Below are 25,246 nucleotides of genomic sequence, written 5' to 3'. Positions count from 1 at the left end.
AACATCTCAGATCCAAATGAATCCGGATAGAGCAACACTGAACTTTCTCAATAGTTTCCCCGAAGAAGCTAGAAACCGCGGAGATGACCTTCAGCAAGAGGGTGCCGTCACGCAAATATTTGGTAACCATTTATTTATCCAAGGTCGCGTAGAGGACAAATCTGGCACATACAGGACGAGCTTACGTCTCCAGGGTAACCGTTGGTTTGGCAGTTGTACTGCTGAAGACGACACCATTGCAGGTGCGTGTCTATACGCCACAATGATGGAACGCATGCATCGTGGTGAGGACCTACCCGAGAGTCCTAACGAGTTTGACGACACACCGGTCATTGATTTGATCGAGGAGAAGTTAGACCGTGAGCTTGACGACAAAGAAGCGGACTTTGTGAGCAAAGTTGAAAAGCGCTATCGTCGTTACGTGATTGAGGGGGAGATCCACGATCACGACATGGTGCGTTTGAATCCGCGTTGGGAGATTGTTAGCTACGACCCACTGGAACTCTGGCCGATGCCACCTGGTGACATTTTAGAGTTTTGGAACTACTTAGCGTACGCCTTTTACAAGAAGAAGCTGCCATTCCCAGATTTCATGAATGCTGTCACCGACCTTGAGGCGGTACAGAAGAAGATGAAGGACTGGGAGAAGGAGCGTGAGATTGCAGAGTGGTACGACCGGATTGAGGACGTCAACGAGCGACCACCTCAGGAGAAGCCAATCAAGAGCGAGTTTCGCATTGTGAGTACAATGAACGAAGCGCGCGTGGAGATTCGTGAGAACGAAGGGGAGTGGTTTGCATTACGTGAGAAAAACGACATCGAACGTGTGGCTGGATTATTTTCCTCAGCAGCATTGCGTATGGATGCGCAGAGTCAGGTGATTTGGGAGCATTACCATGCTTTCTACAAGGAAGAGGGAGCTGCGACGATGGATCTGGATACTGAACCAGCCTGTCGTTTCATGAACCGTTTATTCCGTCAACCAGCCTTGAAAGGGTATATCGTCAACTTGGACGAGAAGTACTACAAGGTGGTGAAGGATAAGCTGAGTTGGGTGTGTGAGGATGATCCATACTACCCAGACAATTTTGCCCTCCAGCTAGTGACAAAGGAAGGGGTGAATGTATCTCACTCAGTTCGTTTGTTGCCAGGGCGCGAAGAATTATACCAGTCAGATGAGACTGTATTCCCTGGCCCTCCGCGTTGGTTAGAGGACACAGAGGTAATGCCTCGCTACATGATTCCCAAGCAAGTGATTGATTCGCTTGAAGGGGTTGAGTTCTTACGCAAAGTGGGAGCGAAGTTACCTGAATCGTTGAAGAAGCGTGTGCTTGATTTGGATCTCTACCCACGATTTGAGATGCGTATCGAGCAGGGGCTTACAGCTGCTGAGACCGAGCACTTGGTGATCAATGTGTTGGCGCACGAAAAGAAAGAGCGCCGCACTGAGAAGCTTGTTAAGGAAGGTTGGGAGCTCGTGGAGCAAAAGCCAGTTAAAGGGAAGCAACTCTTACGATTTGCTCGTGAAGACCTCTATCCGGTTCCAGGCCTTCTTCAGGAGATGGGGCTCACCTACGACGAGAAGCTCGAGGAGTTTAAGACACGAGTCACGAAGCAATTCCCTGAGAAGTTTGCTGAGTGGGCACAGAATTTACCGAAGGCCATGGATGTGGAAATGGACTTCAAGCTTAAGACCTTGCTTGCGGACCCAGTGACAGCAGCGATTCGCTTCGAGGTTGTGAATCAAGATATTGACTGGTTCGACCTCAAGATTGTGATCGATGTGGAGGGGGTCAACCTCTCGAAGGCGCAGATTCGCCAGTTGGTTGCAGCACGTGGTGGCTATGTCCGTATGGAAGACGGTGGTTGGATGCGTCTTGAAATCAAGCTAGACGATGACCAGCGTGAAGCTGTGACACGTTTGGGATTGGACCCATTCGATCTATCCGGCGAGACCCACCGCATGCATGCGCTTCAGCTTGCTGATCCGAAGGCTGCAGAGGTATTTGATCCTAAGGCGTGGAAGCGCATCAAGGATTCAGCGCAAGACATTCAGGTCAATGTGGAGACCGAGGTGCCAGATGGTCTCAATGCGACATTGCGTCCGTACCAGGTCGATGGATTCCGATTCCTCACTTATCTTGCGATCAACCGTTTCGGCGGCATTTTGGCGGATGACATGGGTCTTGGTAAGACGATTCAGTCGATTACCTATGTGCTTTGGTTGCGCCAGCAATCGATTGCCAATGGAGAGAAGCGTCCGGCCTTGGTTGTCTGTCCGAAGTCGGTCTTGGATGTCTGGGCGACGGAAGCTGAGAAATTTGCACCTGAATTGAAGGTAAAGGTATTGCGCACCCGTGATGACTTGGATGTGGATGAGGCTCAGAACAAGCTCGACCTTGTGGTTCTCAACTATGCTCAGTTACGTGTCTGTGGTGAGGACTTGAATACGATTAAGTGGCTCACAGTGATTCTTGATGAAGGTCAGCAGATTAAGAACCCAGATTCTAAAGCTGCGAAGTCGGCGCGTGAGCTGAACTCAGCGAACCGCTTGGTATTGACGGGTACACCGATTGAGAACCGTCTGATGGACATGTGGTCCTTGATGGCCTTTGCGATGCCGGGTGTGCTTGGTTCGAGAGCGTACTTCAAGAAGCGATTTGACAAGCGTAAGGATCCGTCTTCGCAGACTCGTTTGGCTGCAAGATTGCGTCCATTCCTGCTACGCCGTACGAAGTTGCAGGTAGCGAAGGATCTTCCGCCGCGTACTGAGGAGGAAGTCTTTGCTGTGATGGAAGGCTTGCAGGCTGATATGTATAAAGCTGAGCTTAAGCGCATTCAGAAGGCATTGCTTGGCTTAGATTCAGATGAGGCTGTGAAGAAGAATTCTTTTGCGATTCTGCAAGGATTGATGCGTTTGCGTCAGATTTGTTGTCACCCAGGATTGATTGATCCGAAGTATCTGAAGGAAGAATCTGCAAAGATGACGGCCTTGTTCTACTTGCTCGACCAGCTGCGTGATGAAGGTCACAAGGTGCTCGTGTTCTCTCAATTTGTATCGATGCTGGATATCATCAAGGCACGCCTTGAGACTGAAAGCCGACCGTACCACTACCTCACTGGCCAGACTAAGGACCGTAAGGGTGTGATTGAGAGCTTCCAGACAACTAAGGACCCATCGGTATTCATGCTTTCACTCAAAGCGGGTGGAGCGGGTCTTAACTTGACCTCAGCATCCTACGTCATTCTTTACGATCCATGGTGGAACCCAGCGGTAGAGAACCAAGCGATTGACCGTACACACCGTATTGGTCAGAAGAATAAGGTGATCGCATACCGCTTGTTGACTCGTGACACGGTGGAAGAGAAGATCCGCGTGCTTCAGCATCAGAAGACAGCTCTTGTTACCAACGTCCTTGGTGATGAAGGCTTCGCCAGCAGCCTAGGAGTGGAAGATCTTCAGTTCATCCTCAATCACGGTGGTGATATGATGGGTGATGAGGACGAGGCATAAACTTTCGTTGTTCTTAACAAACATTCAGCCCGGGCCGCTACTGCGGTCACGGGCTTTTTCTTTTTACGGCAAGCTATTTTGCATTTAGCGTCTAGGCTAGAAAGATGCTACGGAATTACTGGCAAGCGGGTGTGCATGTCGGTGATTTGTCCTATAGCTTGGCGCAAAGCGTGATAGAAGGAGGCTTAGCGCCAGTATAAATGAAGACTACTATGATGGATACCCACACAGACACATCCTTAGCTCAAAAGCTCTACAAACCGGCACTCCTATTCACGGGGGTGAGTTTTCTGATTGTTGCATGCATGCCATTATTTGGCGAAGTCGGCATGGCGAACAAGAACACGGCAGATACGATAGGGCTGTGGATCAATTTCATGGGGAAATTTCACCCCTTATTTTTGCATTTGCCGATTGGGGCATTGATGTTGGTTTTTTTGATGGAGGCGGCGTCATTGGTGACGCGAGGGAAGTATCAGCCTAATACGACGATTGGATTATTTTTTGCGGCATCTACTGGGGTGTTTGCAGCGGTATTTGGCTATTTTCTCTATTTAACTGGTAGTTATGAAGGTCAGTTGATTGAGGACCACAAGCGTGACGGGATTTTGTTTAGTTTGTTACTTCTTGTGGCATTTGCCCTGAAATACACGGCAGACTTGAAGGGTGGGGTGAAGATGGTGAAGCCATTGTATTTCGGCTCATTGGGCGCGACTGGGCTTGTGATGATGAGTGCTGGCCACCACGGTGGTGAAATCAGTCATGGAGATCCGATGAATTCCTTACCAAGCAAGGTACTAGCTGAGCGCAGTAAGAAGCAAAACACACCGGTTGCTACTGACCCTGTGGTTTATACTCAATTTATCCATCCGATCATGGAAGCTAAGTGTATTAGTTGCCATGGAGCGGATAAGCAGAAGGGGGCACTACGACTCGATTCCTTGGCTTTCATGTTAGAAGGGGGTGAAGAGACTGCATGTTTGGTGCCTGGGAATGTGAAAGAAAGCTCATTGGTCACCTACCTTCACTTACCGATGGAGGATGACTTGCACATGCCACCTGAAGGAAAGACTCAGATGACAACTGAGGAGATTGAGGTACTTGAGTGGTGGGTTGCGAGTGGTGCCCCGGAGCATGCTAAGCGTAGTGAAATGGAAGTGACGCCGGCCATTGAGAAAGCATTAGCGACATTGCTCACGCCTGAGCAGCGCGCAAAGATGGAAAAAGCCCAGAAGGAAGAACTCGCAGCAAAGAAGAAGCATGGTGAGATGAAACTCAAAACTTTGACTCCAAAAATGGCGGAAGTGAATGCCGAGTACCCAGGGTCATTGAGTTTTATTTCGCAAGAGAACACGCACTTGAGTTTCACGGCTGTGAGTTATCGCGCAAAGTTTGGAGACAAGGAGCTCGAGGTGCTCAGTGCAGTTGCGGAAGATGTGGTTGATCTCGACCTATCCTCCACTCAGGTGACGGATGCTGCAGCAAGTCAGTTGAAGAACTTTGTCCACTTAGAGAAGTTGAAACTCAATGGGACGCAGGTCACTGACGTCATGGTACAAGCATTGGCTAGCTTGCCGCATTTAGAAGTCATCAATCTTTATGGAACTGGGGTGACTGACGAGGGCATCAAGGCTTTAGCTGGGATGAAACATCTGCAGCGAGTCTATGTTTGGGATACAGAAGTCAGCTCAGAAGGTGCACAAAGCCTTCAGCAAGAGCTGCAAAAGCACCACGATGAAGAACAAGCCAAGTTGGTGCAAGTTATTCTCGGCCTAGATACAACGATGCACTAGTCCGCATTCGATAAACCATTTATTAAAGAAAACACCACCTTAGAAAGGGTGGTGTTTTTTTGTGCCTTGCGTGGTGACCATAGAGGGGCGATGTGGCTTACGCGTCAGTTCTTGACTGGGGTTGGTAGTCCACAAGCTGCTGTGGACGGTGTATTCAAGAGCGCTGAGCTCTTCCTCCTCGCCATAGAGGGGGGGGGAGACAAAAAATTGCCGCAAGGCTTTACGGCGATGCGGCAGATGGGGGGCTGAACTCAGCATTTCACATGAACGCTGAGCTCTATGGGGCTGAGGCTTAGCTGAAGATCTCGTGGACGACGCGTGCTGGCTCGGTGACACCGGGGAGGGTTTGGTCTAGCCCTTGGAAGGGGTAGGTGAGTTTGTTATGTTTGAGTCCGAGTGTGTGAAGGATCGTGGCTTGAAGGTCTTGGGTAGAGACACGGTCGGTCATAGCCTTGTAGCCGATTGGGTCAGACTCGCCGAAACTGAAGCCGGGCTTGATGCCGGCACCGGCAAGCCACATGGTGAAGGCGCCGGGGTTGTGGTCGCGTCCAATAAATTTCATGTCTTGGCCGCCACGGTTTTCTCGCATTGGGGTGCGCCCGAATTCACCTCCCCAAACGACGAGAGTGTCTTCAAGGAGTCCCCTTTGTTTGAGGTCTGTGAGCAGAGCGTACATGGGTTTGTCGACCTGTTGGCATTTGCGTTTGAAGCCGGTGTTGAGGGCTTCGTTTTCACCTGCACCGTGGGAGTCCCAGCCCCAGTCAAAGAGTTGGATGTAGCGAACTCCGCGCTCGGCAAGTCGGCGCGCTAGCAGACAGTTGTTAGCAAACGACTCTTTTCCAGGTTCTGTACCATAGAGTTCATGGATGTGCTGAGGCTCATCCTTGAGCTCGAAGGCTTCATTGGCGTGGATTTGCATGCGGAAAGCCATTTCGTACTGGGAAATGCGTGTGAGAGTCTCTGGATCATTTGTCTCAGCGTAGGCTTGTTGATTGATGTGGGTGATGGCATCGACTGCTTTTTTTCGCATGTCACGGGATATACCATCAGGGTTCGAGAGGTAGAGAACGGGGTCGCCTTTGGAGCGGCACTGCACCCCTTGGTATACGGAAGGCAGGAAGCCAGATCCCCAGACTGATTTCCCTGCGGAGGGGGCCTTACCTCCTGAAACGAGTGAGATGTAGCCGGGGAGGTTCTCGTTATCACTACCGAGGCCATAGGTCACCCAAGAACCAATCGACGGGTTGCCGAGGTTGGCATTGCCGGTGTGAAGGAGAAGCTGGGCGGGAGCGTGGTTGAATTGATTGGTATGCATTGATTTGATGAAGCAGACTTCATCGATAACCTTTTCAAACCACGGGAGGCGGTCGGAGATCCATTGGCCAGATTCTCCAGCTTGATGGAAGGGGTAAATAGAATTTAGCAATTTGGGAACCCCCTGAATGAAAGCGAAGCGTTGGCCCGCGAGGTATTCTTCTGGGGTGGATTTCCCATCGTATTTTGCGAGCTCTGGTTTGTAGTCGAAGAGTTCGAGCTGCGATGGAGCTCCTGCCATGTGGAGGAAAATAACGCGTTTGGCTTTTGGCGCGATATGCGAGAGATTACCAGGAAGTGAAGGGTTAGCACCGAAGGCATTGTTAGCCATGGAACTGAGCCAAGCTGAGCCAACACCAGCGACGCATTTGGAGAGGAACTGGCGACGCGATTGGTGGAGCAGGTAATCGTGTTGGAGTTGTTGGAAGAGGTTCATAATTTATTTAGTAAGGGCTACGTCGAGGTTCAGCAGAGCGTTGGCGAGGACGGTCATTGCCGCAGCCTCGGGTGTTTCAGCTAGTTTGTTAGAATCCGCTGGTTTTTGACTGAAGTCAGTGCGGAGTTGTTGGTGCAACTCGGTGAGGATCTTGAGTGTGTTAGGTGGGATCTCTTGCTGGCTCACTAATCGGTAACCATGAGTGAGTTGGGCTGGGAGTGTCTCACTTGATGTGAGCATGCGTTTGGCAAGTGCTTGTGAGCACTCGAGGTAGACGGGGTCATTGAGGGTCGTGAGCGCATGAAGGGGGGTGTTGGTGGCAATGCGCTGAGGGGCACAGACGTCTCTTGACGGGGCATCGAAGGTTAGCATTGAGGGGTAGGGGCTGGTGCGTTTCCAGTATGTGTAGAGTGCACGTCGGTACCTGTTAGGTCCCTCAGCTGTTTTCCATTTGGCGCCACTGTAGACACTCTGCCAGATACCATCTGGTTGTGGAGGCATGACTGATGTGCCACCTATTGTTCGAGTGAGCAAACCTGAACTTAATAAGGCGTTATCACGAATCATCTCAGCTGAGAGGCGCGTGCGTGGGCCACGGGCTAGGTAGAGGTTGTGCGGGTCACGCTGGGCGAGCTCAGGTGAGGCGTGGTTATCTTGGCGGTAGGTGGATGAGAGCACCATATTTCTCAGGGCTTTTTTGATAGACCAATTTTGTTCTGTTTGGAATGCGTGAGCTAAGTGGTCTAAGAGCGGTTGGTTGGTGGGTTCCGTTCCTGTGGAGCCGAAGTCTCCAAGAGTTTGAACGATGCCGCGGCCGAAGAGTTCTGAGAAGAGACGGTTGACCATCACGCGTGCGGTGAGTGGGTTGTTAGGGTGGCTAATCCAATGTGCCATCTCGAGTCTGTTAGTGACTGGTTTGCCGCCTGGGTTAAGTAAGTCGGGGACGCCTTCTGTCAGTACATCGCCTTTATTGAGCCAGAGGCCACCGATGAAGAGTCTGGTTTCGCGCTGGGCTTCTGGTGGTCTTTGTTTAACGACTGGGAGTGTGGTGCCCTTGATGTTTTGGTAACGTTTTTGGGTGGTGGTCAGTTTTTGTAGTGTGGTTTTATGGGAGTCACTTTGGACGAGTTCTTGCCAGATCGGGCTGGTGGTCGCATCGATTTGGAATCGTCTCAGGGTGCAGGCTTGGTTGCCGGTGGTACTTGCTTTATTTTGGATGGTGAGGGCGAGGGATTCACCCTCAGCGAAGGTCACGGGGTGTGTGGGGACGACAACGGCTTGGCGTTTGCGAAACAGTTTTGGGTAACCACCAAATCCATTAGCATTGGGTTTGTTTGTATCGAGAGCATCATAGGGGCCGACGACAGAATCGGCGTAGATGTGGGCAATATTGATTTTTTCTTTTGAGCCATCTGGCTTCAGTTTGTGGAGCTGAAGGTGTGAGAGAACCGAGCCTCGCTCTGGGAGTTCCGCAGGGTTTTCGGTTTCAGGTTTGATAGTGACTCGAAGGGCTGTGAATGGAGTAGGTTGGGCTTTGAGGTCAAATCTGGTTTGAACAGCGAGGGTGCCGGAGGTGCGAAGTTCTCCGTTTGGGTAGGATTTGAGCTTGCCGTGGGTAGTTTTGAGCTCAGAGAAGTTGAGTGGTGAGAAGCCGGTGTCCTGGGAGATCCATTTTTGACCTACTTGGTTAAGTTTTTGGCGAAGCTGAGGGATGGTATTGAAACAATGGGCCGCGTCGTTGCGTTCTTCAGGTTTATTGGCAAGTTTGAAGAGTGGGTAGTCGCTGTCGAGGTCGGCATCTTCGGTAGAGTTAAAGAAGGCTGAGAAGCGGAAATAGTCCTCGTGCGGAATTGGTTCGTAGGGGTGGGCGTGGCATTGAATGCAGCCAAATGTGAGACCTTGGATGGCAGTCCAGGTGGTGTTTACGCGGTCAATGGTCGACATGACGCGGTATTCTTCGTCATCGGTGCCACCCTCGGTGTTGGTTTGGGTGTTACGGTGAAATGCGGTGGCGACCCATTGTTCCGCATTGGGGTTTTCGACGAGATCTCCGGCGAGTTGTTCTTGGATAAACTTGTCGTATGGTTTGTCTTTATTGAAGGCCTCAATGAGGTAATCGCGGTATTGCCAGATATTGCGATGGGGGTCTTTCTCATAGCCCTTGGTGTCGGAGTAGCGGGCTAGGTCCATCCAAATGGAAGCCCAGCGTTCTCCAAAATGTGGTGAGTCGAGGAGGCGGTCGACTTGGTTTTCATAGGCGTTAGGAGAAGTGTCCTTGAGGAATGTTTCAAGTTCTTTGGGGGTGGGAGGGAGTCCGGTAAGATCCAGGCTAGCGCGACGGAGCCATTGTTGTTTTGAGGCTGCCTTGCTGGGTTTGAGTCCCTCTTTTTCCATTTTATTGAGGACCCATTGGTCCATCGTGCTGGAGGGCCAGTCCGAGTGTTTGAGTGCCGGAGGAGTTTGATTTTTTGGTGGGATATAGGCCCAGTGTTCTTCCCATTGGGCGCCCTGAGCGATCCACTTTCTGATGATTTCAGATTGGGCTTTGCTGAGTGGCTCATCAGCGTGGTCGCCTACCTGGAGAGGCATTTTGTCATCGATATCGTCGGTGATAATGCGTCGGTAGAGTTCTGACTTTTCAGGATGTCCGGGAACGATGATGGTTTTGCCCGACTTGCCCTTACCGAGGACTTCCTCACGGTAGATGAGTGAGAGGTCGCCATCAGCCTTTGCTCCACCGTGGCACTTCGTGCATTTATTAATAAAAATTGGGCGCACGTCTCGGTTGAATGAGATGGTATCGGCGTGAGTGAGCGTGAGGCTTGAGAGGATGAGTGTGCTGGATAAAATGGTTCTTCCTACGACTGGCATATCGATTGTTTTAAGGTGGGTAGTATCTTATACTCAGCAATAGGAGTAGTCTATCTCGTTGGGGGGGATTCTAGTGGTGAAAATTGATGGACAAAATGGTATTGGTGGGGCGATCTTGTCGGTATGCAGTCATTCCATAAGCGTTATGAGCTACCCAATGAGGGGAATAAGGTCTTAGGAGAAGTGATGATGGCGGGGCATATTCGCCGTTATGGGGGGCGGATGCGTGACTATCGCTATTTGGGGGCGCATGCCTTAGTGTTGATACTTGATGGATCAGGGACCTACGAGGACGAGCATGGACGTTTTGCGGTGTTGCAGCCTGGGGATGTGATCTGCATTAACCCAGAGGTCGGGCACCTCTATGGGACGGAGGGTGGTGGTTTGTGGGAGGAGTTTTACTTGGTGTTTAATGGGCCAGTGTTTGATCTGTTGCGGGAAAAGAACTTATGGGGAGAGATGGTTTGGCTGTTGCATGTGGAAAGTGCGAAGGATTGCAAAAAGAGCTTTGAGTCTATGATTGAGAGCTATAGGGAAGTTCCTTTGTTGATGGTGACTGAGCTTCAGCGTTTGCTTTTGAAGATGTTATTTGAGCAGCAGGATATGTCACGGGCTCTCAACTCTCCTCCAGCCCTTAGGAAGTCGTTGGCATTATTAGCAAACACGCATCGGACAGTGACGCAGATCGCACGCGACTCAGGGATGGGATATGAGAACTTTCGTAAGAGGTTTAAGCAGGAATATGGTATTAGCCCGCATCAGTATCGGCAAAAGCAGCTTTATATTAAGGCGATGCATATGCTCCTTGGGGCGCGTGAAACCGTGCAGGAGATCGCTCATCAACTAGGATTTGAAGATGAGTATTACTTTTCTCGATTCTTTAAAAAAGCCAGCGGCAAGAGTCCGAGTCACTATCGTCGAGCGCATGAGAGCGTAACTGGCAAAAAACGATCTTGCAAATAAAGTGAATTTTCAGTAATTACTGAAAGTATGAGCGCGGCAGGTAATTTTAAAGAAACGAAGGAAGCATTTATAGCGCAATGGGGGGCATTGGGGAGCAGCTGGGGGATAAGTCGTACGATGGCGCAGGTGCATGCTCTGTTGATGGTAAGTCCGGAGCCGATGAGTACGGATGAGGTGATGGATGAGTTGGTGATCAGTCGAGGGAACGCGCACACGAATTTGAAGGAATTGGTCGGCTGGGGCTTGATTAGGATTGTAGTGAAAAAGGGGGAGCGTAAGGAGTTTTTTGAAGCTGAGAAGGATGTGTGGAAGATGTTCACGATGGTGTTGAAGGAGCGGCAAAGGCGTGAGATTGATCCCGCGTTGAGCTTACTTCAGGACTGTGCAGAGAATACGGAGGGTGAGACCAGTGCTGAGGGAATGGCATTTCATCAGCAGATGAAGGAGCTTGAGGAGTTTGCGCAGCTCGCCAGCAATGCGGGCGATAAGATTAGCCGCTTAAAGTATGGGCCTGCACTGAAGATGGCTGCCAAGCTGTTAGGTGTGAGTAAGTAAGAGATTTTGTAGTCTAACAAAGGTTACAAACATAAAACAAAAATAGAATAGAAAGTATGACTGAACAAGTAATCGTGTACGTGGTATATACCTTGGTGAGCATAGGTCTCACTATATGGGTAGCCAATACCTTACACAAGAATGGCAGGGTGTTTCTACTGGAAGCATTTCGTGGTGACGAGGAGCGTGCTGACGCTGTGAATCATCTGCTCAAGGTTGGGTTTTATCTCATCAATGTGGGCTTTGTGCTTTTGTTTCTGAAATATGGTCAGAAGCCAGAGGGATTTGTTGGAGCTATTGAGTTTTGCGCGACAAAGCTTGGATTTGTGACTTTAGTCCTAGGAGGAATGCACTTCTTCAACATGTATAACTTTGATAAAATGCGTAAGAAGGGAAGAATACCACAGCAGACGGACTATGCACTAGCGGGCAAGTAGAGCTTTTTATTTGTTCCAAACTTTCAAAATTAACTGAAAGTTCGATATAATGAAGATTGATCAGGAAATGCGTTTTTTAGAGGTATACTACGATGGGAGCTGTGCCTTGTGTTGTCGTTACAAGGGGTGGTTTGAGCAGCAGCGAGCAGAGGTAGAGGTGCAGTTTATTGACTATGCATCTGATGCCGCTAGGAAGCGCTTTCCTGAACTTCTGGAGTATGAGCCTGCAAGGGCGATGGTGGTACGTAGTGATAGTGGCATGGTGTACCAGGGTGAGGAAGCGACGCTTATGACTTTGTGGGCATGTCCGCGCTATCGGTATCTTGCAAAGATTCTTAGCAAGCCAATGTTTTTGCCTCTGGCGCGATGGGTCTATCCGTTGATAGCAAATCATAGGTACAAGCTTTCCAAACTTTTGTTAGGTGAAGGCAAACAGGGTAGCGGCAAGGATACTGACTGTGGCGGTGGTGGGTGTAAGTTCTAATGCGCTTTGAGTGAGATGATAAGATTGGAGAATTTGTTGATGGCGGCGGGGTTTGCGCAGTTAGGTTTAGTGCTTATGAGTGCGTGGATTCCCAAGTGTTTGAACTGGAAGGGCGACTTATTGAGCGAGAATGGTCTGATGCGTCAATTATTTTGGACCTATGCATCCTATGTGTTGGGTATGCATTTATTCTTTTCATTGCTTTGCATTTTTGCGGCAGAGGCCTTGATGGCTGGAGGTGTGTTAGGAAATGCTTTATTGGGATTGATGGCTGTGTGGTGGAGTGTGCGGATTATTCTTCAGCTTTGTTGTTTCGATAGGAATTGGATTCCTCAGACTCGCTTCAACAAGATCGCTGAGGTTTTGCTCATGTTGTTATTTATATACTTAGCCGTCCTGAATGGATATTTGTTAGGGAGGAACCTTCTATGTGGGTGATTGTTTGTATTGGGGTGGTGGTGTTCGCTAAATGCATCTTTGATATGTGGGACTTACCGCGATGGGCTGTATGGGGTTTAGTCATCGCAATATACATGGCAGTGCATGTGTTAGTGATAGATGAGAATCCGTTCTTACGGATGGTGGCTCTTTGCAGTGTATTGATGGCGGGAATGAAAGCTGTGGTTTACAGCGAATGGAGGCGCGGTGGTGGTGGGTGGCTCAGATGGCGGCCCTACTTGTATTTTGTAGCGGCGTGGTTTGGGATGGATCCTAGGCCGTGGGAGAAGTTGGGGAGGGTGCGCAGTGAGTGGAAGAAAGATATGATAGTTGGGCTGGGTTGTTTGATCTGTGGTGTGAGCCTTTTGTTTCTTTTTGAGTTTATGGAAATTGCGCATGTAATCGCAGTTTTCATAGCCCTGAGTATGGCGTTTCACTTCGGGGTGTTGCGTGTGCTGACTGGGTATTGGCGCAGCCGAGGTGTGGGGGTGCGTGCTTTATTTCGCAATCCACTTGAGGCGCGAGGCTTTGGTGACTTTTGGGGGAAGCGGTGGAACCTAGCCTATTCTCAGATGATGGCGATCGCGGTTCAGAGGCCACTAGAAGAACGTTTTGGGCGAGCTTGGGCGGTATTCACTGTGTTTGTCATTTCTGGTTTGTTTCACGAATTAGCGATCACGGTTCCTGTCGGCGCAGGTTATGGGTTACCGACACTCTTTTTTACGCTACAGGGAGGTTTTGTGGCCTTGGAAAGGACTTTTGGTGTTGGAGGAAAATGGCTGTGTCTTGGGAGTCTAGTGTTAGGGATTCCGGTGCTCTTCCCACCAGCATTTGTCGACGCTGTAATTTTACCAGTAAGTAAATTTTTAACCCAATGGATTTAGTATGAAAACGATTGTGATTGTAGGAGCGAATGGATTTCTAGGGCGTGTCTTGTCTAGGTATTTTTTAGAGAACGGATGGAATGTCGTGGGGATTGCTCGGGACCCAGATGGGATTGTAGATGGAGTCGAGTTTGTCTATTGGGATGGTAAGAAGTTGGGAGCTTGGCAGGAGGCCTTAGAGTGGGTTGATGTCTTAGTTAATCTTGCTGGACGCTCGGTGAATTGCCGCTACGGGAGGCGAAACAGAGCGTCGATATTTGATAGTCGCGTCAGGACTACTGAGTTGTTAGGTAAAGCGGTGCAAGGGTGTCAGAATCCACCGAAGGTGTGGCTCAATGCGAGTACGGCAACCATTTACCGTCATGCCGAAGACAGAGCTCAAGGGGAAGCGAGTGGGGAATTCGGGAGTGGTTTTTCTGTGGAGGTAGCGAGGGCATGGGAACGGGCTTTCAGGGCTGTTGACTGTGGAAAGACTCGGAAGCTGACATTGCGCACAGCTATGGTTTTTGGTGAAGAAGCAGGGACGGTATGGACGGTGCTTCAAGGGTTAGCAAGGCGTGGACTTGGAGGAAAAATGGGAGGAGGAAGGCAAATGGTGAGTTGGATATCTGATAGAGATTTTGCAAGAGCAGTGGATTGGTTGATAGGTAATGAGGCGGCTGAGGGGGTGTACAATGTCTGCTCACCACAGCCACTTACCAATAAGGAGTTGATGAAGGAAGTGCGTGCGAGTGTGGCAATGCAGTTTGGCATGCCAGCAAACAGGTGGATGTTAGAGATTGGAGCCTTTGTCCTCAGGACGGAAACCGAGTTGGTGCTTAAAAGTCGTTGGGTGGTACCTGATCGTTTAATAAGCGAAGGGTTTAAGTTTTCCCATGAGGGCATAGATAGCTTCAAGGAGGGATTGGCTGGATGAAGAGTGGGTATTCTGTGGGATTTAGCTATTGGTTGGTAAGTTTACCGGTGGTGGTGCTTCCTCCCGCTGTAGTTATGGCTCTGGTAGTTGAGTGCCTGGTGGGGGCCTATGGCGGGTATGCTTTTGTGGTGTCGAGTGTCGTGCATGTATTCATGTATGGGGCTGTTAGTATGCCAATGTTTCTATTAAAATCTCCAGAGAAGGCATGGAGAACTGTGTCGGCTGGATGCCATTGGGGGGCAGGCATTGGTGGGCTGCTGTGTTTCAGCATGGCGCTGGCGGTGTTTAGCGACTTTCAATTCGCATGCCTCGTGGGAGTGGCGACAGGTATGTATGGGGCTTGGAGTGGAGGCATAGCGGTTTATGTGAGACGTGGGCAGTTCTAGGTTATACATTAGTGGCTTACCTTGCGAGTGACCCAGCTAACGGAGGTGGGGACACTCAGTTAGGTGAATACTGGGTACAAGATCAACAAGCAGATGCTGGAGCCACGATCTTATCGAATGGAGGTTCTAAGACGACGCCAATCTTGCTAGGGAATTCGTATACGGGATCGTATGTGGAAGCTGTAGGTTCGACTGCTGGTAATTATTTGGTGTACAGTGGATTGACAGCTTCTGACGTGACGATCAGGGCGAATAAGCAAGGTGGTCGTTCTAGCATTGCAGGTTTTCAGATCGTGACGGTCCCTGAGCCTAGCAGCATGAGTTTATTAGCCTTAGGTGCCATCAGCTTAGTGCTCAAGCGCCGCAGGTAGTGTCGAGAGTCATAAAAAAATGCCTTCACCGCTCAGGCGGTGAAGGCATTTAATTTTGAGAGAGCTTGCTTACTTCTTCTTCAGCTGTGGGAAGAGGACGACGTCACGGATGGTCGGGGCACCCGTGAGCATCATAATGAGGCGGTCGATACCGATGCCGATGCCGCCAGCTGGGGGCATTCCTGACTCCATCGTTTCTACGAAGTCGTGGTCAATATTTTGCGTCTCACCGCCAGCTTGTTCCTCGAAGCGTTGCTTTTGGAGGATGGGGTCGTTGAGCTCTGAGTAACCTGGAGAGATTTCTTGGCCATTGATGATGAGTTCGTAGACATCGATGACCTCTGGGTTCTCAGGGTTGAGTTTGGCAAGCGGGATGAGTTCTTTGGAGACATGAGTAACAAAGCATGGGTCGAAGCTGTGTTCTTCGACGAGCTTTTCGAATACCTGCTGGGTGATTTCGTAGTCTTCCATGTTATCGGAGATTTCGACGCCGAGTTCCTTACATTTTGTGCGGTGTTGTTCCTCGGTGAGGTCGAACCAATCGTCGCCAGCGACTTCCTTGATGAGATCGTGGTAGGGAGCGCGTTTCCATGGGCGTTCGAGGTTGATGGTGCGCACGACTTCACCTTCATCGTTTTTGTGTTCGATTTTGAGTCCGCCACAGAACTTTTCAGCGAGGTGGCAGGTCATTTCTTCGACGAGGTCGGCCATTTGTTCGAAGTCTGAGAATGCCCAGTAGGCTTCGAGCATGGTGAACTCTGGGTTGTGACGGCGGGAGATCCCCTCGTTACGGAAGTTACGGTTGAGTTCAAAAATCTTAGTGAAACCACCTACGAGCAAACGCTTGAGGTGGAGTTCGGGAGCGATGCGCATTGTCAGTGGCATATCGAGAGCATTGTGGTGTGTCTCGAATGGGCGCGCTGCTGCGCCACCGGCAACATCGTGGAGCATTGGAGTCTCAACCTCGAGGAAACCGCGATCATGAAGGAAGCTGCGGATTTCAGCGATCATCTGTGAGCGTTTTACAAAGAGTTCAGCGCTTTGTTGGTTCGACATGAGGTCGAGGTGGCGCTTACGGTATTTGGTTTCGCGGTCACTGACTCCGTGCCACTTGTCAGGCATGGGGCGAAGGGCCTTGGAGAGGACAGTGAGTTTGGAGACATTGACAGATGGCTCGCCTTTACCGGTGGTGAAGGTTTCGCCATCGACACCGATCCAGTCACCCATATCCATGAGTTTCCAGGCGGCCCACTCAGTTTCGTTAAGGCCTTTTTTGTTGAGGTAGATTTGGATGCGGCCGTGGACGTCACCGATGGAGGCGAAGACCGACTTACCCATATCACGGATAGCGAGGAGACGGCCAGCGATGGTGACCTGTTTACCGTCCTCGAAATTGGCTTTGAGTTCACCGGGAGTGATGGTGACATCAAATTTAGCGCCAAATGGATCGATGCCCAATTCGCGTAATTTTTCGAGTTTTTCGGTGCGAACTGCAATGAGTTCGGCTTCGGTCGATTGTGGCTGCGTGTTCTGCTCGCTCATAGAGCGCGGAGATTAAGGGGGAAATGCTGATTTGCAACTCGCATTTGTTATAAAATGCAGAACGGCCACACCGGGGAGTGTGGCCGCATGGGAGCTGATTATGAACGCGCAAGAGGGGCGAGTGTAGGACGTGGGTACTTACTGGGGGACCGTATTGTTTTTGTAGAGTTGGCGGATCTCTTCGGGGGTGAGGGCGTCGTTAAAAATGTAGAGTTCATCGATGAGGCCCTTGAAGGTTGGAAGCTCTTGGCCTTTATTTTCAGAGGCTTTGACGAGCGACTGAATGCTCTTAGGGAAGGGGACTTCTGGGCTGAGGCCGATGGTAAGGGGGAAGAACTTGCCTTCTTCGGCGGTCGTTTCAACGAGACGCGACATAATGTTGGTGCGTTTTTCCAGCGAGCCATCGACGTAGTGGAGGACGTTGGAGCCAGCATCGGCATTGGGTCCACCAGTGAAGACACTGACGACGTGGTGCCATTGGCCGTCGTTAAGTGGGGTTGATCCACCCGTGTTTCCCCAACCGGCTTCGGTGCGCACAGTGACTGCATTTTTGATGCTAGGAGTGGGGCGCAATGCCATTTTCCAGAGTTTGCCACGTTCAGGTTCCCCCCAGGCAGCAATGGCTCCGTAGGATTTTTTGGTGCCAGAGGTGCGTGGTCGATCGTATTTTACCCAGCAGGCGATGGTACGAGCTTGGTTGCCACCGATGCCTTTGAATGAGGTTTCGAGGAAGCGGTTTGCGGCATTAAGTTCGAGCGCTTGGCCAATTTTACCGTTGGAGGTCCACCGGTTGGTGCTTTTTTCTTTGCTGAACTCGCGGATTTCGGCTGGGAAGTGTTGACCTGAGAACCCGGTACCGGTTTCTGGGAAGCGAGTGCCGTCAAAGTTTTCGAATCCATAGTGAAGGTATTTGAGCGGGGTGTCGCGGACGTGTTTGCGCTGTGGGGCCCAGTCGAACTGGGACATATCGGCCTCGAAGTTGGTGTAAGTAGCGGGGCTTTCGAGCCCTTGAGCAATCTCGATGGCATCACCAGCGTAGAGGGTACGCCATTGGGGGGCATCGGCACCTGAGGACTGAGCACGGACGCGGCCTTTGAGCACATGGATGGATGTGCTGTTATCGTTGGAAGCTGTGACTCCGTAGGTTGTGCCGTAATCGAGTAATTTAGTGTTGGGTGTTTCGATGGTGAAACGCGCGACATTGCCGGGAGTAGTGGCGCGCAGGGTGCCGCTTTCAAGGAATCCGCGGTTATTTTCTTCAATGTAATAGACCGATGGGCCTTTGAGGATGACGCTGGTGCCAGAGTCATAGGTGATTTCGATCAAGCCGTCTTTGATATCGAGCTTACCAGCGGCGAGCCAGGTCCCATAGCTGAGGTTGCCTGTGGACTCTGACCAATTGACACCATCGATGCCGGTGATGCGGGCGATGGGCATAGGGTTTGGTGTGGCCTTGAATTGTGAATACTGGGGTAGATTGGAGCTGGGGGCGGGTTCCTTGGGTACCATCATCATGAAGGCCACCGCTGCGGCGATGCCGGCAGCAAGCGAACCAGCAGCGATACTGATGATTTTACGACGGTTCTTATCTGGATCATGTCTACCGACGAGGACCAGTGGCTGCACCGTTGTGTGGTAGTCGCGAAGGTGAGAATCGATGCGCATTTGGTCGATGTAGAACGCGCGAAGAAGCGGGTTGTTTCGCAGTAATTCGTTTAGCTTGGAAGCCTCGCTTGGATCAATGCTGCCATCAATCAGAGATTGGATGAGGATACGTTCTTCGGGAGTGATAGAGGAAAAGTCGTCCATGGGAAAAGGAGGATTGGGGTGGGGAGATTAGGCTTCGATTTCGCGTTCGATGCAAATTTTGAGTGTGCCCCGGATGCGGATGAGTGCGTGCTTGAGCCTTCCGATGGAACATTTGATAGTTTCTGCGTATTCTTTGAGCCCCCCATGTTTTTCATAGTGCATGGTGATGAGTTCGCGGTCGGCGGCTTCGAGTTTGGCGAGGCAATGGGTGAGGGCTTCGCTTTCGATTTTCTCTTCACTGCGGTATTCGTACTCGGTTGCGATTTGGTCGAGCACATCGGGTTCGAGAAAGACGGTGCCGCCTTTTTTCTTCTTTTGGATATAGGTACAGGTACGGAAGTAGGCGATTTTGTATGCCCAGGCTCGGAAGGAACTGATTTCGCGGAGTTGGTGGCGTTTTTTCCACATGATGATGTTGGTTTCTTGCATCACATCTTGAACGCCATCCATTTTAGGAATGAGGGAACGGATGTAGCCGGTGAGCTCTGCTTGGTGCTCAGTAATGAGGCTAATAAATTTTTGATCGAGTTCTTCAGATTCAGACATGATGCGGCTCTAATGGGTGCTGTATCCTAGGCTCTAATGGGTGCTGTATCCTATAGTCTGTCTGGTTCAGGGATATGATCGAACTTTTTTTAAGTTTTTTTGTGCGAGGGGGGAAGGGGAACTCTTGTGCTCATTTTATGCCGATTCTTCACGATTTTTGTCAAATTTGGTGATTCTTAAATATTCTCTTGTAATCTCGACTGGGAAGAGGCATCCAAGAGGTAGACCAAGTCGTTGGTTTGACAATTTTTGCATGGTGAATTTAAAAATTGCCATGATGATTTCATAGTGTGGTAGCTGTGATACTTGGGCCGCATCCCGTTCTTTGAGCAGGTGCGGCCCATTTTTTTTGGGGGGGAGTCTGCTTGTGCTTGAAAGCGACAGGTCGGGATGCGTTGTCTGTGTGGAGGGCAAAGGGGGGGATGGGGACGTCGATGATGAGGGTAGGGAACAATCTTGGCTAAGTGACTCAGCTACTAGATTTAGGAGGACGCTGAGATCGCGCTCAAAAAGAGCGAAAAAATCGGATCAGCTCGGTGGGGGTGGGTGTCTTATGTGTGTGAGGCGGACGTTTGGGGCCGTTTTGCATACACAGATTGGCATTGCAGGGCCTTATGAATTTCTCATGATATAGGAGCTAACCACAGACTGGTGCTGTCGCAGCCAACTAAGAATACTATGAAACATTTAACATCTACAGCAATCGCACTCGCTCTGACTGGGGCGGCTCTGGCGCAGGAGCGCCCTAACATTGTTTTCATCTTTTCTGATGACCATGCCTTGAATGCCATCTCAGCCTATGGAGGTCGCTTCAAAGACATTGCGCCGACACCTCACATTGACCGTTTGGCAAAAGAGGGTGCGATTTTCCACAATTCTTTTTGTGCCAATTCAATTTGTGGCCCATCGAGAGCGTGTATTCTCACCGGGAAGCACTCCCATCTCAATGGCTTCATGCGCAATGGCGATAAGTTTGATGGTAGTCAGATGACATTTCCTAAGCTGATGCAGAAGGCGGATTACCAGACGGCATTGGTTGGTAAGTGGCATTTGCACACGGCACCTACTGGATTTGATTTCTGGGAAGTTCTTCCAGGCCAAGGCCATTATTACAATCCTGACTTCCGCCAGATGAACGGGAAGATGAAACGCTACGATGGTTACGTGACTGACATCATTACTGATAATTCTATCAATTGGTTAGAAGGCAGGGATAAGACGAAGCCATTCATTCTGATGACCCAGCACAAGGCGCCTCACCGCAACTGGGCGCCAGCGAAACGCCATCTCACACTCTTTGATGATGTGACGATGCCCGAGCCTGAGACATTGCGCGACGATTATTCAGGTCGCTCTGAGTGGCTCAAAAAAAATGAAATGTCTCTCGATAAGCATTTCCACTGGAAGCATGATTTGAAGTTTCACGGGCGCACTCCCTTTCCAGACAAGTTTGTCGATCGAGTGGGGAATGGTGAATACACGCGGATGAGTGAGCGTCAGCAACGTGATTGGGATGAAGCGTATGGACCAAAAAATTATTCCTTCCTAGGGAAGGTCGCTGATGGAAAGCTCAGTGACGATGAAATCTTGCAGTTCAAATACCAACGCTATGTAAAAGATTACCTTCGTACCATCAAAGCTGTGGATGAAAATGTTGGGCGCTTGTTAGATTATCTCGATAAAGAGGGATTGAGTGAGAATACCATTGTGATTTATTCCTCTGACCAGGGTTTTTACCTTGGTGAGCATGGTTGGTATGACAAGCGGTGGATGTTTGAACAATCGATGAAGATGCCATTTTTGGTGCGTTGGCCGAAAGTCATCAAGGCTGGAACTGTGGAGCAGTCGATGATTCAGAACATCGACTACGGTCCAACATTTTTGGATCTTGCGGGGGCTGAAGTTCCTTCAGAGATGCAGGGGCAAAGTTTGGTTCCTGTATTTAAAGGGGAGCAGAAAGCAGAGGATGCACGTGAGAGTGTGTACTATGCGTACTATGAGAATCCGGGCATTCACAATGTGCCACGTCATGATGGTGTGCGTACGAAGCGCTACAAAATTTTCTTCATTCCACAAGCAAACGAGTGGCAGTTGTTTGATCTGGAGCGCGATCCAAAGGAAATGAAGAGCGTGCATGATGACCCAGAGTACGCGGAAGTATTTGCGAATATGCAAAAGATCTACACTGAGCGTAAGAAGCATTACGGCTCACAACATAAGTAAAACGCTACACACCACCGAATATTCGGTGGTGTTTTTCTTTGAGATAGAGAGAAGCTTAAGGTGGGAGGTTCTATCAATTGTTGGTCTCGTGTCCAAATGGATAGGTTGAGCCAGTATGCTAGCTTACCCCTGCTGCTGAAGAACCATTACAGATAGAAGAAAAAATGATGAAAGTATTATTCGGAAGCGCCATAGCCATGGCGGTTGTCAGCAATTTTGCGGTGGCCGCCCCAAACATCTTACTGATCACCGCGGATGATTTAAATTGTGACTCAGTGGGAGTGTATGGGTGTGGTATCGATGGGATCACGCCTCATATCGATTCGATTGCAAGGCAAGGGGCAAAGTTTGAGCATGGGCATGTGACGATAGCGGTGTGTCAGCCAAGCCGTTCGGTATGGATGACTGGGCGTTACCCAATCAATAGTGGTGGGGAGGGTTTTCACAAGTTGAAGAAGAAGGATGTTCCAATACTTCCGCAGTTGCTGCGTGATGCTGGGTATTCTGTAGGAATATTAGGGAAGTTTGGCCACAGCACACCGCACAAGGAGTTCAGTTGGGATATGCAATTCGACATGAAGGATTTGGGGATGGGGCGTTCACCTGAATCCTTTTCCTTACGTGCAAAGAAGTTCATTTCTGAGGCGAAGGAAGCGAAGAAGCCATTTTTTTTGATGGCGAACTCGCATGACCCGCATCGTGCATTCTACGGCAATGATAATTCGAAGTGGTACAGCTCTGATGACGTGCACAAGCGGGCAGCAGTTCCATCTCGGGTGTATCAAGCAGAAGAGGTTCCTGTGCCAAAGTTCTTACCTGACTTACCTGAGGTGCGGCGTGAAGTGGCGGAATATTTTTCTTCTGTGAAGCGATGTGACGACACGGTTGGTGCGATACTTAAAGTGTTAGATGATGCGGGGGAACGTGACAATACCTTGGTGCTTTTCATGGCGGACAATGGGATGGCATTTCCGTTTTCTAAGACGAACTGTTTTTACCACAGCACGCACACTCCCTATTTGATGCGCTGGCCTGGAAAGATTGAGTCCGGAACGGTAGTGAGCGATGCGATGGTGTCAGGCATAGATGTGACACCGACATTGCTTGAGGCCGCTGGGGTGAAGTCCCCAGAAGGGGTGGATGGACAATCGGTTCTTCCATTGTTAGCAGGTGAAAAGCAGAAGGGCAGAGACCGAGTATTCACGCAGTTCCACCAGACTTCTTCGCGAAAGGCCTTTGAGATGCGTGGTGTCCAGTCTAAGCAATTTGGATACATTTATAACGGTTGGTCAGACGGCGAGAAGAGGTTTCGCAATGAATCGATGATTGGGCGCACCTTCAAAGCGATGCGAGAAGCTGCGGAGTCGCACCCGGAGATCGCTAAGCGGGTGGATCACTTTACTCGCCGTCAGCCTGAGGAATTTTATGATTACTCGAAGGATCCAGATGGATTGAACAACCTGATTGATCACCCAGAGTACAAAGTGCAGATTGAGCAATTTCGTGCTGAGTTGAAGGAATGGATGATCCAGCACCAGGATCCCGAGTTATCTCAGTTCCAAACTCAGCTTCAATAAGCAGGTTGTATTATCAGCTAGAGCCCTGTGAAGTGAGCATGTTTGAGCATTGTGGTTTGTGTGTACCTTGATGCAAGGGGTATAGGCAATAAGTGGGGTATAGGGTGAGATGCGCCGACTCTACTCATAGTAAGTCACAGACTTAGAAGGCAAAGGCTGACTAAGGTTGTTTAGACAAGCACTCTGAATGAGTCCCAGTTGGGGCTCATTTTTTTTGATTCTTGAGATTGCCTCAGCTGAGGAAGTGGGCATAGTGCCCGGACTTTGGCATTTGATAAACAGCATGGTTTCGCACTGCATCTCTCCTGGGAGTCAGGGGTAAGTATTCAGGGGGGGCTTGGGGTTGCAGTGAGCCAACTCACTGAAGCTCTGGAGGATCTCTGCGAGACGCGTTTGTTATGTCCCGATCAAATGCCTTGTAAGGGCATCTATGAAGCTCCCTCATCCTATGAATCACTAGAGGCGTTTCACATTGATGCAGAGCGTCTGTATTCTCAGCTGAAGCAGGGTGAGCGCATCATTGGAGGCGGGCCGTATTTTGAGGCGGTAATGCGCTATACCCAGTGGGTTGTGAGTGTGTGTCAGTCGAGACCTAGGGTCGTACATGCACACGATTGGCATACATTTATAGCGGCAGTGTGGCTCAAGCAAAAGTGGGGCTGTCCACTCGTGTTGCATTATCATTCCACCCAATATGAACGCGTAGGCCAGCACGTGTCCGATACCGTTTCAGGCATCGAGCGTTGGGGGGCACAACGGGCTGATCATGTGATCGCTGTCTCTGAACTCAGCCGCCAGCACCTGATCGAGACCATCGGTGTGGAGGGGGAACGTGTGTCTATTTTGCACAATACAATTCCGGTGGTGCACAGAGAAGAGGAGGTATCTGCTGAGCGGGTGCTGTTGTATGTAGGGAGGCTGTGTTCTCAGAAAGCTCCGTTTATGATGCTTGAGATTTTCAGAAAGGTGTTAGTGGAGTTTCCTGACGCGCGGCTGATCATGGTTGGTACAGGGGTGGAAGCTGGGGTTTTGCGTCAAGTGGTAGATTTTTGTCAACTCAGCGAGCGTGTAGAATTGTTAGGTAAGGTGCCGTATCCAACGATGTCAGAGATTTACAAGCGTGGGGGGATTTTTTGTATGCCATCGATGGCTGAGCCTTTTGGAATAGCGGCCTTGGAAGCCGCGTCATACGGTATGCCGGTGGTGCTCTCTGAAGTGTGTGGAGCTAGCGAGGTGCTAAAGAGTGCAAAGCGAGTTCCTGTCGGGGATGCCCGAGTGTGGGCTGATGCGGTATGCTCTTTGTTAGAGAATGATGCAGAGCTGAGAGCGACGGGGCTTCGATGCCAAAAAGAAGCAGCGTCTCACACATGGCAAGACGCTGCGACAAAGTTAGATGCTCTCTACCGAGAGATTACTTGCGGCCGATACCTGTAACAACAGGGATAAGGCTGAGAAGTGTCCAAGCTGCGAAACCACCGAACGCGAAAGTTTCGCTGCTGCGAGAGAGGTGCTCAGACTTTTTTACAGTACCTGAAGCTGTTGTTTCACCTGCCTTAAGTGCGACAGCTGGAGCTTCTTGTTTTGGCTCAGCTTGGGCATTGCCTTCAGCTGCTGGCTTTTCAGCACCTTCTGCTGGTGCTTCTTCCTTCTTCTCTTCAGCTTTGTTAGGGTCGATAAGTTCTTCAGCCTTGAGCATTGGCTTACCGACTTCAGAACGAAGTGCTTTTACTTGGTCTGCAGTCACAGCAGATGCTTTGTTACCAAAGTTGCTACGCACGTATGTGAGTACTGCTGCGATGTCTTCGTCTGACATGGCTGCGTTTGGCGGCATGACGCTGTTATACTGCTTACCTTTGACTGTGATTGGTCCCATGAGACCGCGGAGCTGGATGCGGATAAGGTTTTCAGCTGGTCCGTTCACCCACTCAGATTCAGCGAGTGGAGGGAAGGCTCCTGGGAGGCCTTGGCCGTTAGCTTGGTGACAAGCTGCGCATGTTGCGTAGATTTTTGCGCCATCAGCTTCAGCGTGCGCTGCTCCGAGCCCAACGACTGTGGATGCGAGAATGAGTGCTAATTTCTTCATAAGTGTTTCAAGTAACTTCTGTCTTTGTACGGCTCAATCTAGCTAGGAGCAAGGAAAATGACCAAGCCGAGTGACATATTCCTGACATGTTCCTCTTGTTGAGA

The 25,246-nt window shown here is 50.2% G+C and carries 20 protein-coding genes; 14 read left to right on the top strand and 6 right to left on the bottom strand.

The features are described from left to right. The first annotated feature begins 16 nt into the window (after nucleotides 1-16). The 3 genes from ACFSW8_RS01535 to ACFSW8_RS01525 all read left to right on the top strand — a co-directional run bounded on the left by ACFSW8_RS01535 (nucleotide 17) and on the right by ACFSW8_RS01525 (nucleotide 5,556). The gene (locus tag ACFSW8_RS01535; protein WP_377089995.1) at nucleotides 17-3,514 is read left to right on the top strand and encodes a DEAD/DEAH box helicase; all 3,498 of its coding nucleotides are present in this window, start codon (nucleotides 17-19) and stop codon (nucleotides 3,512-3,514) included. A 212-nt stretch (nucleotides 3,515-3,726) separates the two neighbouring features. Continuing rightward, nucleotides 3,727-5,307, top strand: coding sequence for a c-type cytochrome domain-containing protein (locus tag ACFSW8_RS01530; protein WP_377089996.1), 1,581 nt, complete (start codon nucleotides 3,727-3,729; stop codon nucleotides 5,305-5,307). A 48-nt stretch (nucleotides 5,308-5,355) separates the two neighbouring features. Further along, complete coding sequence (locus ACFSW8_RS01525; protein ID WP_377177272.1) at nucleotides 5,356-5,556, top strand: hypothetical protein; 201 nt, start codon at nucleotides 5,356-5,358, stop codon at nucleotides 5,554-5,556. 43 nt (nucleotides 5,557-5,599) lie between these two features. Here ACFSW8_RS01525 and ACFSW8_RS01520 read toward each other — a convergent pair whose 3' ends face one another. Beyond that, nucleotides 5,600-7,057, bottom strand: a complete 1,458-nt coding sequence (locus tag ACFSW8_RS01520; protein ID WP_377089999.1) for a DUF1501 domain-containing protein — start codon at nucleotides 7,055-7,057, stop codon at nucleotides 5,600-5,602. Between the two features lie 3 nt (nucleotides 7,058-7,060). Further along, nucleotides 7,061-9,928, bottom strand: a complete 2,868-nt coding sequence (locus ACFSW8_RS01515) for a PSD1 and planctomycete cytochrome C domain-containing protein (RefSeq protein WP_377090000.1) — start codon at nucleotides 9,926-9,928, stop codon at nucleotides 7,061-7,063. 123 nt (nucleotides 9,929-10,051) lie between these two features. Here ACFSW8_RS01515 and ACFSW8_RS01510 point away from each other — a divergent pair, with 123 nt between their 5' ends. From ACFSW8_RS01510 to ACFSW8_RS01475, 8 genes are all read left to right on the top strand, one after another. After that, nucleotides 10,052-10,891 (top strand): helix-turn-helix domain-containing protein, encoded by an 840-nt coding sequence (locus tag ACFSW8_RS01510; protein WP_377090001.1) that lies wholly within the window; start codon nucleotides 10,052-10,054, stop codon nucleotides 10,889-10,891. A 27-nt stretch (nucleotides 10,892-10,918) separates the two neighbouring features. Further along, the gene (locus ACFSW8_RS01505) at nucleotides 10,919-11,446 is read left to right on the top strand and encodes a GbsR/MarR family transcriptional regulator (RefSeq protein ID WP_377090002.1); all 528 of its coding nucleotides are present in this window, start codon (nucleotides 10,919-10,921) and stop codon (nucleotides 11,444-11,446) included. A 56-nt stretch (nucleotides 11,447-11,502) separates the two neighbouring features. Then, nucleotides 11,503-11,883, top strand: coding sequence for a hypothetical protein (locus ACFSW8_RS01500; protein ID WP_377085422.1), 381 nt, complete (start codon nucleotides 11,503-11,505; stop codon nucleotides 11,881-11,883). 49 nt (nucleotides 11,884-11,932) lie between these two features. Beyond that, on the top strand, nucleotides 11,933-12,367 hold the full coding sequence (locus tag ACFSW8_RS01495) for a thiol-disulfide oxidoreductase DCC family protein (protein WP_377090003.1): 435 nt from the start codon (nucleotides 11,933-11,935) through the stop codon (nucleotides 12,365-12,367). A 6-nt stretch (nucleotides 12,368-12,373) separates the two neighbouring features. Further along, on the top strand, nucleotides 12,374-12,805 hold the full coding sequence (locus ACFSW8_RS01490; RefSeq protein WP_377090004.1) for a hypothetical protein: 432 nt from the start codon (nucleotides 12,374-12,376) through the stop codon (nucleotides 12,803-12,805). A gap of 44 nt (nucleotides 12,806-12,849) precedes the next feature. Further along, nucleotides 12,850-13,689: an MBOAT family protein gene (locus ACFSW8_RS01485; protein WP_377177270.1), complete on the top strand. Its 840-nt coding sequence runs from the start codon at nucleotides 12,850-12,852 to the stop codon at nucleotides 13,687-13,689. Nucleotide 13,690: 1 nt separating this feature from the next. Then, nucleotides 13,691-14,605, top strand: coding sequence for a TIGR01777 family oxidoreductase (locus ACFSW8_RS01480; protein WP_377090006.1), 915 nt, complete (start codon nucleotides 13,691-13,693; stop codon nucleotides 14,603-14,605). Between the two features lie 304 nt (nucleotides 14,606-14,909). After that, entirely contained in the window at nucleotides 14,910-15,362 is a 453-nt protein-coding gene (locus ACFSW8_RS01475) for a PEP-CTERM sorting domain-containing protein (RefSeq protein ID WP_377177268.1), read from the top strand. Between the two features lie 69 nt (nucleotides 15,363-15,431). Here ACFSW8_RS01475 and lysS read toward each other — a convergent pair whose 3' ends face one another. The 3 genes from lysS to ACFSW8_RS01460 all read right to left on the bottom strand — a co-directional run bounded on the left by lysS (nucleotide 15,432) and on the right by ACFSW8_RS01460 (nucleotide 19,259). After that, on the bottom strand, nucleotides 15,432-16,904 hold the full coding sequence (gene lysS / locus ACFSW8_RS01470; protein ID WP_377177266.1) for a lysine--tRNA ligase: 1,473 nt from the start codon (nucleotides 16,902-16,904) through the stop codon (nucleotides 15,432-15,434). Between the two features lie 138 nt (nucleotides 16,905-17,042). Next, the gene (locus ACFSW8_RS01465; RefSeq protein ID WP_377090011.1) at nucleotides 17,043-18,713 is read right to left on the bottom strand and encodes a LamG-like jellyroll fold domain-containing protein; all 1,671 of its coding nucleotides are present in this window, start codon (nucleotides 18,711-18,713) and stop codon (nucleotides 17,043-17,045) included. 27 nt (nucleotides 18,714-18,740) lie between these two features. Further along, nucleotides 18,741-19,259, bottom strand: coding sequence for a sigma-70 family RNA polymerase sigma factor (locus ACFSW8_RS01460; RefSeq protein ID WP_377090013.1), 519 nt, complete (start codon nucleotides 19,257-19,259; stop codon nucleotides 18,741-18,743). Between the two features lie 678 nt (nucleotides 19,260-19,937). Here ACFSW8_RS01460 and ACFSW8_RS01455 point away from each other — a divergent pair. The 3 genes from ACFSW8_RS01455 (at nucleotide 19,938) to ACFSW8_RS01445 (ending at nucleotide 24,493) form a co-directional block, all read left to right on the top strand. Further along, nucleotides 19,938-21,482, top strand: a complete 1,545-nt coding sequence (locus ACFSW8_RS01455) for a sulfatase family protein (protein ID WP_377090015.1) — start codon at nucleotides 19,938-19,940, stop codon at nucleotides 21,480-21,482. Nucleotides 21,483-21,646: 164 nt separating this feature from the next. Next, nucleotides 21,647-23,059, top strand: a complete 1,413-nt coding sequence (locus ACFSW8_RS01450; RefSeq protein ID WP_377090016.1) for a sulfatase family protein — start codon at nucleotides 21,647-21,649, stop codon at nucleotides 23,057-23,059. 264 nt (nucleotides 23,060-23,323) lie between these two features. Beyond that, entirely contained in the window at nucleotides 23,324-24,493 is a 1,170-nt protein-coding gene (locus ACFSW8_RS01445) for a glycosyltransferase family 4 protein (protein ID WP_377090020.1), read from the top strand. Here the strand turns inward: ACFSW8_RS01445 and ACFSW8_RS01440 are convergent. Then, nucleotides 24,471-25,142: a c-type cytochrome gene (locus ACFSW8_RS01440; protein ID WP_377090022.1), complete on the bottom strand. Its 672-nt coding sequence runs from the start codon at nucleotides 25,140-25,142 to the stop codon at nucleotides 24,471-24,473. The genes ACFSW8_RS01445 and ACFSW8_RS01440 overlap by 23 nt on opposite strands. Nucleotides 25,143-25,246: the final 104 nt, after the last annotated feature.

The sequence above is a fragment of the Rubritalea tangerina genome, assembly GCF_042683245.1.
Lineage (GTDB): Bacteria > Verrucomicrobiota > Verrucomicrobiia > Verrucomicrobiales > Akkermansiaceae > Rubritalea > Rubritalea tangerina.
This window is presented reverse-complemented; position numbering and strand designations above follow the sequence as displayed.

What these genes read in the sequence shown, in the direction of transcription:
- ACFSW8_RS01535 (WP_377089995.1), top strand. Translation starts at nt 17, where the DNA reads ATGAATCCGGATAGAGCAACACTGAACTTTCTCAATAGTTTCCCCGAA.
- ACFSW8_RS01530 (WP_377089996.1), top strand. Translation starts at nt 3,727, where the DNA reads ATGATGGATACCCACACAGACACATCCTTAGCTCAAAAGCTCTACAAA.
- ACFSW8_RS01520 (WP_377089999.1), bottom strand. Translation starts at nt 7,057, where the DNA reads ATGAACCTCTTCCAACAACTCCAACACGATTACCTGCTCCACCAATCG.
- ACFSW8_RS01515 (WP_377090000.1), bottom strand. Translation starts at nt 9,928, where the DNA reads ATGCCAGTCGTAGGAAGAACCATTTTATCCAGCACACTCATCCTCTCA.
- ACFSW8_RS01510 (WP_377090001.1), top strand. Translation starts at nt 10,052, where the DNA reads ATGCAGTCATTCCATAAGCGTTATGAGCTACCCAATGAGGGGAATAAG.
- ACFSW8_RS01505 (WP_377090002.1), top strand. Translation starts at nt 10,919, where the DNA reads ATGAGCGCGGCAGGTAATTTTAAAGAAACGAAGGAAGCATTTATAGCG.
- ACFSW8_RS01500 (WP_377085422.1), top strand. Translation starts at nt 11,503, where the DNA reads ATGACTGAACAAGTAATCGTGTACGTGGTATATACCTTGGTGAGCATA.
- ACFSW8_RS01495 (WP_377090003.1), top strand. Translation starts at nt 11,933, where the DNA reads ATGAAGATTGATCAGGAAATGCGTTTTTTAGAGGTATACTACGATGGG.
- ACFSW8_RS01485 (WP_377177270.1), top strand. Translation starts at nt 12,850, where the DNA reads ATGTGGGACTTACCGCGATGGGCTGTATGGGGTTTAGTCATCGCAATA.
- ACFSW8_RS01480 (WP_377090006.1), top strand. Translation starts at nt 13,691, where the DNA reads ATGAAAACGATTGTGATTGTAGGAGCGAATGGATTTCTAGGGCGTGTC.
- ACFSW8_RS01475 (WP_377177268.1), top strand. Translation starts at nt 14,910, where the DNA reads ATGCCTCGTGGGAGTGGCGACAGGTATGTATGGGGCTTGGAGTGGAGG.
- lysS (WP_377177266.1), bottom strand. Translation starts at nt 16,904, where the DNA reads ATGAGCGAGCAGAACACGCAGCCACAATCGACCGAAGCCGAACTCATT.
- ACFSW8_RS01465 (WP_377090011.1), bottom strand. Translation starts at nt 18,713, where the DNA reads ATGGACGACTTTTCCTCTATCACTCCCGAAGAACGTATCCTCATCCAA.
- ACFSW8_RS01460 (WP_377090013.1), bottom strand. Translation starts at nt 19,259, where the DNA reads ATGTCTGAATCTGAAGAACTCGATCAAAAATTTATTAGCCTCATTACT.
- ACFSW8_RS01455 (WP_377090015.1), top strand. Translation starts at nt 19,938, where the DNA reads ATGAAACATTTAACATCTACAGCAATCGCACTCGCTCTGACTGGGGCG.
- ACFSW8_RS01450 (WP_377090016.1), top strand. Translation starts at nt 21,647, where the DNA reads ATGATGAAAGTATTATTCGGAAGCGCCATAGCCATGGCGGTTGTCAGC.
- ACFSW8_RS01440 (WP_377090022.1), bottom strand. Translation starts at nt 25,142, where the DNA reads ATGAAGAAATTAGCACTCATTCTCGCATCCACAGTCGTTGGGCTCGGA.